This window comes from Fulvivirga kasyanovii (assembly GCF_009711405.1).
GTDB lineage: Bacteria > Bacteroidota > Bacteroidia > Cytophagales > Cyclobacteriaceae > Fulvivirga > Fulvivirga kasyanovii.
Map to the genome: position 1 here is coordinate 1 of NZ_SMLW01000397.1, position 8,534 is coordinate 8,534.

Genomic DNA, 8,534 nt, shown 5'->3' on the forward strand with positions numbered 1-8,534 from the left:
ATTAACCAGTATAATAATTTTTACTAGTTAATAAATTTGTTAAATTTAACCATCAAAACAATTTTAACAGGTTAATTATGCTCAACCCCGGAGATTATAAAGGAAATTATAAATTGATTGGAGGCCTGATATGCTTTGATTTTACCAACACCGTAAGCTGGCGAGAAACAGAGCACCCTCACGAATGGTTTGATTCTTTCGACAATTTCACCAAATGGACTGAGATCACTGATATTTTAGAAAAAGAACAAGCCAAAGAGTTACTTAAAACATTGCAAGGGTCGAGGGAAGAAGGAGAAAGACATTTGAACAAAATGATAGAAACACGGGAGTTTTTATTTAACCTCTTCAACCACCTGGTTCAGGAAGGCTCCGTACGGCCAGATGACCTTCAAAGGCTAGGCGTGTTGGGTCAATCCGCTTACAACCATCAGATGCTTGCACCTTCAGGCTCCTCATATCAATGGACATGGAGAAACGATATTTCACCTCTGGATAAAATACACTATGCAGTGATTGGGGCTGCTTTAGAGGTTATTACCCGGCATGACTTAAGCAGAATAAAAAAATGCCCCTCCTGCCAATGGCTCTATATGGACGTGAGCAAAAACAAAAGCAGAAGGTGGTGTACCATGGAAGATTGTGGCAACAGGCATAAAGTAAATGCCTTTAACCAAAACAAAAAGAGACAGTCAAAAAAAGCTAAATGAAAGCCCTAAAATCAATCATCATCAGGTCAGGCAGTACTGCAGGTTCTGGTATTAGCGACCGGATTCCACCACAGTTATATTTTGTGGCCTCTGCTATTTTCCATTACCTGGGGCCTTCCTTTGCCGTGATGCTTTTTGCCAGGGTATCAGTCGACGGTGTAGCCTGGCTGAGGATTGTGTCTGCAGCACTTGTATTTGTGATATGGAGAAAGCCCTGGAGGGTATTCAGAAAAAATAATGTCCACGTACAACGCTTGATCATTGCTCTTGGCGCCACATTTGCCCTAATGAACTACTCATTCTACTATGCCATAGATAAACTTCCCCTGGGCACAGTAGCGGCAATTGAATTTCTCGGCCCGGTGCTTCTTGCCCTGATTGGGACTAAAACGATTCGAAACCTTTTGGCACTCATACTCACAGTTACCGGGGTGTGGTTTTTAACAGAAGTTCGCATGCAAGGCGAACCAGAAGGTTTTATTTGGGCATTTGCCAGTGCTATATGCTTTACTGTTTATATCATAATAGCTCATCGCCTGGCCATGGCCGATGCTGTAACCAAACCTGTTGACCGGCTGGGGGCGGCCATGCTGGTCGCGGCAGTGATCATTACTCCCCTGGGTATCAAAGGCGCAGTGCCGGCATTCACTGATCCTGTTGCCCTACTGGCCGGGATTGGCGTAGGACTATCCTCCTCGGTGATCCCCTATGCTCTGGACCAATTAGCCATGAAACGATTATCCAGAGCTACGTATTCCCTCTTTGTAGCCCTGCTTCCGGCTACTGCCGTAATTATCGGCATAGTGGTTCTAGGCCAGATTCCCACCTGGATTGAGGCTGTTGCTGTAATGGTGATTATTGGCGGGGTGCTCATTGTTCAGGACAAAAGAAACAAGTGAGTAATTTCACCTCCGGCAGGCCATAGGCCATGCCAGAGATATAAGAATGTAATTCACTAATCCAAATACCGCCCCAGCGAGTCTTGCAGTATTTTTTGTGCATCCTCCGTCAGGTTTTGATAACTGTAAAACCCGTACAAGGTATCAAATGGTATGTTTTCAAACAGTTCTTTGATCCTTTTCACTTCGTGCAAGGGCAATGGTATACGATTGGGGTAACTATACATGACAGATAAGTGCTTCATGCTGGGAGAAAGATAAAAGGTATCTCCACAAAAGATGGTTCCTTCCCGGGATAAAGATGATACATGAAGGATGCTACTTCCCGGAAAGTGCCCTCCTACATTGATGATCCTGATGCCTCCCCACAGACCTTCTTCCTCTCCTTTCCACAAGCAAATATGCGGTCCATAGTTGACAATCCATTGCCGGTCGCTTTCGTGTATGTAAACAGGACAATCAAAGGCGGCTGCCCAGTCATTCATATTGCTATAGTAATGTGGGTGAGAAAAAGCTATGGCACTCAACCCTCCCTTTGACCGGATGAATTCAAGAGTTGGCTCATTCAGCAGAGGGATACAGTCCCATAGTACATTGCCCTGATCTGAAAGTACCAGCAAAGCCCGCTGACCAATCGCAAACTGCGGTATTATTTCAAGTTCATATATCCGCTCGCTAAGCTTCAATATCCTAACACTGTGATTCTTATTCAGGTCATCAGGTGTTGTCCACCGCTGCCCTCCTACAGGTATATATTGCCGGTCGTCTTTACAAATTGTACAGATGCCATCAGCCGGTATCTCTGTATAATGCGTACCGCAGGTAGAGCATATTTTGTTGTGTTGCATATAGTTAAGTCTCTTTAATTAATATTTCAAACCTTACAGCACTTTGAGCCTTGTCTGAGTTAGTTGACCGGTCAAGTGTCGCTACCTTCAAAGCATTTTCCCTGATCATTGTTAAAGCTCCGTCAATCTCCCGGAGGTGTGTCCTGAAGCTTACTATGGCACAGCGCAGCCATAACTTCCCGCCTATTGTTGTCGACGAAAAGAAAACTCTGCCATCTTTATGTAGTTCTTTAACAAGTTGCTCGTTCAATGTATTGCCATTATTCTCAGGTATCCTGAAAATTGCCACGGTTAGCTCCGGAGATGCCCCGGTTTCAAAACCCATAGTGCCTATTTCTTCATAAAAATACCTGCAAAGTAAAAGCTTCTCCTCCAGGGCGGCTTTAAAAGGAGCCAAACCATGCAAATGCAGCGGTAACCACATTCTTAATCCCCGGAAATGCCTGCTTAGCTCCGGGCCGGCATCGGCAGGATCAATGTCATCCAGGCCATAAGCATCTTTCATATAAGCTGCCGTATGAGCGTTGGAAGTCAAAAGTGCCTCACGATCCCTTATAAGTACTACACCTGAACCATAGGGAACAAATAAAGTTTTATGCGGATCCATCACTACAGAATGAGAGCGCTCAATCCCCTTGAACTTGTTTTTCATATCACCTACAAGAATGAAAAAGCCTCCGTAAGCCGCGTCAACGTGAAACCACATGTCATTTGCTTCAGCAATGTTGGCCACCTCATCCAGCGGATCAACAGCTCCGGTATCGGTTGTGCCTGCGGTAGCTATCACCAGAAAGGGGTTCAGGCCGTGCTCCACATCATGTTGTACCTGTTCTTTTAATGCACAGACATCCATTTGATAATTTTCATTTAATGGAACAGCCCTGAGTACTGCTTCATGAAGCCCTGTAGTATTCAGGGCTTTGTGAATGCAATGGTGCACCTGTTCGGTAAAATAGATGACCGACTTTTTCACATTGTCCGAATTAACCTGATGGAAATCCCGGGCGGCTTTGATAGCTACAAGGTTGGCAATAGAGCCCCCGGAAGTCAGGTTGCCATGAGCAGCCTCAGGATAACCGATAATAGAAGCCATCCACCGGATCATTTGGTTTTCTATTTCCACCGCTCCCGGACTGGAATAAGCAATACCGGCATAACGGTTAGTGGAAGCAGCAAGCATATCCGCCACTGCACTCGTCCAGAGTCCGCCTCCGGGTATATAGCCCATGTGATTTCCCGAGGCCGAATTGATGCCCATTTTATCCACTTCGTATTTTAAAATACCCATCAACTCATCAAAAGGCTTCCCTTCTTCGCTGATCTCTACGGACTTCAGCCGGTTCACTTCGCCGGTCTGATAACCGGGCATTTGCGGCAGGTTTTCCAGAAACTGATGCACATACGCGTCAGCTTCTTTGGATATGGACTGTCGCTGTCCGGAATCCGGCTCCAGATTCCGGGCCATTTTTTCAAGTTCTTCTATTCTGGTCATGATATTTGGGATTAGATATTATTATTCAGCCATCATATGCATGGAAATGGCGAGTCTGTTCCAGCTGTTCGTCACTGTTGCTGCGAATATCAGTTGTGCCACAACCGTTTCGCCAAAATGGCCTAGTGCTGTCTGGAAAGTTTCATCAGATACTCCCCCATCTGATATTTGTGTAACCTCCTCGGCCAGTTTAAGTGCAGCCCGCTCTGCCTCGCTAAAGAAAGGCGTTTCCCACCAGGCGCTTACTGCAAACAGACGCTGTTCTGTTTCCCCTATCTTTCTGGCATCCATTGCATGGAGGTTAACACAATAACCGCAGCCATTGATCTGGGAAGCCCTTAGCTTGACCAGGTGGACCAGTTTCGTATCCAAACCGAAGGCTGAAAGCTGCTTTTCGGCTTCGTTCATAGCCTTGTAAATGCGGGGTTCAGCTTTGTCAAGATCCATTCTCTCTTTCATAATTTGCTTAGTTTATTGATTTTATAGATTTATAATGCATGTATTCGTCGATACTCCATGTGTATGTAGCACAACCGGCCAGTAAAAATGCTGCCGCTGAATCCACAAAAACGCTGTAGTCCAGCGGATCCTTTATGCCAAAAGAGGATGCCATTGCCAACGCAAACATCAGGGTAAGTATGCCGGCAGCAGATGCGGCAACTCTGGTTTTATAACCAACAAGGAGCAATAGGGCAATAGATATCTCCATACAGGTAGCCGCAATGGCCAGTAGGGGGACCAAACCTTCCGGGGCAAAGGAGTTAACCTGGGCGGTATATTTTAAAAACCCCTGCCAACCGGAGGATGCCACTCCCCATAGCCCCAACCGCGATGCAACGGCAGACAGAAAAGTGGCCGTCAGGGCCAGCCGCAGCAGTATTGATGCTATGGATAATTGATTCTTCATAGTATTAATTTTTAGCAAAACTATATCTTTACTGGATTAGGCAAATAATCCAGTTTTAACAAATCAACTAATCCAGAAATGAAACTTATCCAGGAGCTGATCCAAATAGACCCGCATTCTGATTTGCCGGTTTATATTCAAATTACTAATGGCTTTATCCGTGCCATCAGAAACGGCCAGCTTAGAAAAGGGCTGAAATTGCCTGGATCACGTGAGGTAGCAGGCCTGCTCGGAGTTAACCGAATGACAATGGTGGCTGCCTACGATGAGCTACAGGCTCAGGGTTGGATAGAAATGGTCGCCAGGAAAGGCACCTTTGTCAAAAATATCCTTCCGGTGATGTCGCCGGGAAAAATAGTAAGCGAACAGGAGGTTTTCACTCTTCCCGATGATAGCGCTTTTCCTTTTAACAGCGAGAGGATCGTGCCCTACCCTCTTTCTGATTTTCCCGACACAGGGAAGTTGGTTTTCAATGATGGCTTTCCCGATCCGCGCCTGGTACCTGCGGAAGCCCTCATAAAGGCTATGAGGAGCCTCAGCAGACTTGGATCTTATAAAAAATACCTCATGTATGGAGGCACCCAGGGCACACCCGCCTTAAGGAAAATACTGGCTGATTACCTTCGTGACTCCCGTGGCTTACCGATTACCCCTGACAACATTCTCATTACCAGGGGCGCCCAAATGGGTATATACCTTACCTCAAATGTGCTCATTGAGCCTGGAGATCAGGTTATTGTAGGTGAGCCCAACTATTTCGGGGCCAATCTTACCTTTCAGCAACTGGGAGCGGATATTAACCGCGTACCGGTAGATGAAGAGGGGCTGGATATTGACGCCATTGAACAGTTATGCAAAATAAAAAAGATAAGGCTGGTCTATGTAATCCCTCACCATCACAACCCAACCACGGTAACCCTTACACCTGAGAGAAGGGTGCGTCTGCTTGAGCTTTCTTTCAAGTACCGGTTTGCCATTATAGAAGATGACTACGACTATGACTTTCACTACGCCAGCAAACCCATGATGCCTATGGCTAGTTTGGACAGGCACGGCAACGTTATATACATTGGCACACTCACCAAAACCCTTGCTCCAGCTATCCGGTTTGGTTTTGTGGTTGCCCCAAAGCACTTTATACAGACCACCACACGCCTCAGAAAAACCGTAGACACGCAGGGTGATGCCCTTATGGAAAATGCACTGGCGGAGCTATATAAGGATGGTACGATTTCCCGGCACATCAAGAAATCTGTAAAGCTTTATAAAGAGCGGCGCGACCACTTCTGCAAACTGTTGGAGTCAGAAATTGGAAAACACATTTCATTTAAAATCCCCGATGGCGGTATGTCAGTCTGGGTCAGGTTTCTACATGCGGACGTTAAACAAATTGCCGAAAAAGCCTTTAAAAAGGGAGTCGTGATGAATAATGGAAGCGATTACGACACCCCGGAAAGATCATTTAACAGCGCCAGGCTTGGTTTTGCCTCGCTCAATTTTGAAGAACAAAAGCAAGCTGTCTCCATTCTGAAGCAATGCCTTGAACAGTAAAACCCGCTGTCGGTTTTATTCTATTTATGCACAATGCAACCTGATACATTTGGTGCTATGAAACAGCATCTAACAAAAATCAGTGTCGCGCTTTTCTTTACGATAACGATTGCCGGCAGCTCAATGGCCCAGTCACCTCAACCGGCAACCGCAAAAGACCAGGCACTTCGGGTATTAAAGCCAGGTGCAACTTCTGCCATCGCGTACAAAACCCGGGTAAGGTTTTCAATACGCACAATATGGAAGAATACCAGGCAAAAATATATCAACAAGTATTCATATTCCGGCGAATGCCAAAAGGTAAGACCGAGTTAACTGAAGCTGAGCGACAAGCATTGCTGAGCTGGGTTAAGCTCAAGTAATTTAATCTCTTTCAAAAATCAAATCTCTTAGTATATGTTTAAAATATTGATCATCACTTCCGTACTACTGCTGGGTTTAATTGCAGGGCTTTTTTATTCATATTCATGCTCCGTAAACCCGGGGCTTGGACGATTATCCGATTCAGAGTACCTGAGGGCCATGCAGTCCATCAATAAGGCAATCTTAAACCCCTGGTTCTTTGTGATCTTCATGGGCACCTTGCTGCTCTTACCTCTGTGCGCCTGGCTGGCTTATGAAAAATATGGCACCGATCAGACATTCTATCTGCTGTTAGCTGCTGCGGGCATTTATGCTTTTGGCGTATTCGGTGTAACAGGTTTAGGAAATGTGCCCCTTAATGAAGCTCTGGCTAAGCTTAATATTGAAGGCTCAACGCTCGAAGAAATCCGCCTTCAAAGAAATGTTTTTGAAGTTCCCTGGAACAGACTGAACCTTATTCGCACATGCGCCAACCTGCTTTCACTGTTATTGGCTCTTGTAGCTGTGGTCAAAAATTAGCAAATGATAAAACTGCCGGATTCACCCCTGACAACAGCCGTTATCACACCCCAGATGATAGTCAAAAGGTTATCAACTTTGTATTGTAACAAAACCACCACAACCATGAAACGAATATTAACAACACTCATCCTGCTGATAGCCATGACGACAGCTTCTATTTCCCAAACCTCCCTGAAGCCAGCCAAAAAAGGGTATGCTCCGGTTAACGGTTTAAAAATGTACTATGAAATATATGGAAAAGGAGAGCCTATACTATTGCTGCACGGTGCGTATATGAACATCAATTTGAACTGGGCTCCGATGATCCCTGAACTTGCCAAATCAAGGCAGGTGATAGCCGTTGAAATGCAGGGCCATGGCCATACCGCAGATATTGACCGTCCATTTGACTACAAGTCATTCGCCAGTGATGTGGCAGGCCTGCTAAAGCACCTTGACATTAAACGTACCGATGTGATTGGCTATAGCTTCGGAGGCACCATAGCACTCCAATTTGGAATTGATCACCCTGACCTTGTCAATAAAATGGTCATCATCTCGACCGCCTACAAGAGCAGTGGCTGGGCTGAGGAAGCTCAAAAGGCTTTCACTTCTATGCAGCCTGACTTTCTGGACAATACTCCCCTCAAAACCACCTACGACACTATTGCCCCTGATCCGGGTCATTGGAGGGAATTTGTAACCAAATTCATAGATTTTGACCAGAAAAGCTACGACCTGGGCAGTGAGAATATCAAAAACATCAGCGCTCCTATCCTGTTCATCATGGGAGATAATGATGGTGTGGACCTCAGCCACGTAACCAAAATGTACAAACTCTGTGGCGGTGGAGTATTTGCTGATTTTGTAGGCGTACCCCAATCGCAATTAGCTATAATACCCGGAAAAGGCCATGTATCGCTGATGATGGATACCGCAAACATACTATCATATGTGAACCCCTTCCTGACAGGTAACGGCACGACTCAATACTGAATAAAGCTTAATCTATTTTATTTCTCCTAAACATATAATATCATGAATAACAAAGAAGTAGTTAAAAAAGTAGTCGAGGCTTTTCTTTCATCTGATATTGAAACAGCGCTCACTTATATGACAGACGATGTGAAAATGGGCTGGCCGGGGTTCTTCGACCTTAAGCCGGGAAAAGAAGAGGTAAGAAACTTCTTCAAAACCGTGCCTGAAATGACCTCAAGCGGCATCGGAGACATCATAGAAGATGGCAACAAAGTAGCTGCTACC

The 8,534-nt window shown here is 45.4% G+C and carries 11 protein-coding genes; 7 read left to right on the forward strand and 4 right to left on the reverse strand.

What is annotated here, in order from left to right; genetic code table 11:
• Positions 1–77: 77 nt before the first annotated feature.
• Both E1163_RS05145 and E1163_RS05150 read left to right on the forward strand, forming a co-directional pair.
• Positions 78–710, forward strand: coding sequence for a CGNR zinc finger domain-containing protein (locus tag E1163_RS05145; RefSeq protein ID WP_155170188.1), 633 nt, complete (start codon positions 78–80; stop codon positions 708–710).
• Positions 707–1,609 (forward strand): EamA family transporter, encoded by a 903-nt coding sequence (locus tag E1163_RS05150; RefSeq protein ID WP_155170190.1) that lies wholly within the window; start codon positions 707–709, stop codon positions 1,607–1,609. The genes E1163_RS05145 and E1163_RS05150 overlap by 4 nt, the downstream gene beginning before the upstream one ends.
• A gap of 56 nt (positions 1,610–1,665) precedes the next feature.
• On the opposite strand, the gene E1163_RS05155 is transcribed toward E1163_RS05150, so the two are convergent.
• Genes E1163_RS05155 through E1163_RS05170 form a run of 4 tightly spaced genes read right to left on the reverse strand, consistent with a single transcriptional unit; the run spans position 1,666 to position 4,856 of the window.
• The gene (locus tag E1163_RS05155; RefSeq protein WP_155170192.1) at positions 1,666–2,457 is read right to left on the reverse strand and encodes an MBL fold metallo-hydrolase; all 792 of its coding nucleotides are present in this window, start codon (positions 2,455–2,457) and stop codon (positions 1,666–1,668) included.
• 4 nt (positions 2,458–2,461) lie between these two features.
• Positions 2,462–3,949: a pyridoxal phosphate-dependent decarboxylase family protein gene (locus tag E1163_RS05160; RefSeq protein WP_155170194.1), complete on the reverse strand. Its 1,488-nt coding sequence runs from the start codon at positions 3,947–3,949 to the stop codon at positions 2,462–2,464.
• Between the two features lie 21 nt (positions 3,950–3,970).
• Entirely contained in the window at positions 3,971–4,408 is a 438-nt protein-coding gene (locus E1163_RS05165) for a carboxymuconolactone decarboxylase family protein (RefSeq protein ID WP_155170196.1), read from the reverse strand.
• Positions 4,409–4,415: 7 nt separating this feature from the next.
• The gene (locus E1163_RS05170; RefSeq protein WP_155170198.1) at positions 4,416–4,856 is read right to left on the reverse strand and encodes a DoxX family membrane protein; all 441 of its coding nucleotides are present in this window, start codon (positions 4,854–4,856) and stop codon (positions 4,416–4,418) included.
• A gap of 78 nt (positions 4,857–4,934) precedes the next feature.
• On the opposite strand from E1163_RS05170, the gene pdxR reads away from it, so the two are divergent.
• From pdxR to E1163_RS05195, 5 genes are all read left to right on the forward strand, one after another.
• Positions 4,935–6,407: a MocR-like pyridoxine biosynthesis transcription factor PdxR gene (gene pdxR, locus E1163_RS05175; protein ID WP_155170200.1), complete on the forward strand. Its 1,473-nt coding sequence runs from the start codon at positions 4,935–4,937 to the stop codon at positions 6,405–6,407.
• A 173-nt stretch (positions 6,408–6,580) separates the two neighbouring features.
• Positions 6,581–6,769, forward strand: coding sequence for a c-type cytochrome (locus E1163_RS31650; RefSeq protein WP_425482677.1), 189 nt, complete (start codon positions 6,581–6,583; stop codon positions 6,767–6,769).
• Between the two features lie 34 nt (positions 6,770–6,803).
• Positions 6,804–7,289: an anthrone oxygenase family protein gene (locus E1163_RS05185; RefSeq protein WP_155170203.1), complete on the forward strand. Its 486-nt coding sequence runs from the start codon at positions 6,804–6,806 to the stop codon at positions 7,287–7,289.
• A 105-nt stretch (positions 7,290–7,394) separates the two neighbouring features.
• The gene (locus E1163_RS05190; protein WP_221417936.1) at positions 7,395–8,267 is read left to right on the forward strand and encodes an alpha/beta fold hydrolase; all 873 of its coding nucleotides are present in this window, start codon (positions 7,395–7,397) and stop codon (positions 8,265–8,267) included.
• A 42-nt stretch (positions 8,268–8,309) separates the two neighbouring features.
• Positions 8,310–8,534, forward strand: a 225-nt coding sequence (locus E1163_RS05195) for a nuclear transport factor 2 family protein (protein ID WP_185155966.1), incomplete at its 3' end; no start/stop codon positions are given.

Bases quoted from the DNA above. Each gene is read 5' to 3' on its own strand.
- E1163_RS05160 (WP_155170194.1), bottom strand. From the start codon at position 3,949: ATGACCAGAATAGAAGAACTTGAAAAAATGGCCCGGAATCTGGAGCCG.
- E1163_RS05145 (WP_155170188.1), top strand. From the start codon at position 78: ATGCTCAACCCCGGAGATTATAAAGGAAATTATAAATTGATTGGAGGC.
- E1163_RS05165 (WP_155170196.1), bottom strand. From the start codon at position 4,408: ATGAAAGAGAGAATGGATCTTGACAAAGCTGAACCCCGCATTTACAAG.
- pdxR (WP_155170200.1), top strand. From the start codon at position 4,935: ATGAAACTTATCCAGGAGCTGATCCAAATAGACCCGCATTCTGATTTG.
- E1163_RS05185 (WP_155170203.1), top strand. From the start codon at position 6,804: ATGTTTAAAATATTGATCATCACTTCCGTACTACTGCTGGGTTTAATT.
- E1163_RS05150 (WP_155170190.1), top strand. From the start codon at position 707: ATGAAAGCCCTAAAATCAATCATCATCAGGTCAGGCAGTACTGCAGGT.
- E1163_RS05190 (WP_221417936.1), top strand. From the start codon at position 7,395: ATGAAACGAATATTAACAACACTCATCCTGCTGATAGCCATGACGACA.
- E1163_RS05155 (WP_155170192.1), bottom strand. From the start codon at position 2,457: ATGCAACACAACAAAATATGCTCTACCTGCGGTACGCATTATACAGAG.
- E1163_RS05170 (WP_155170198.1), bottom strand. From the start codon at position 4,856: ATGAAGAATCAATTATCCATAGCATCAATACTGCTGCGGCTGGCCCTG.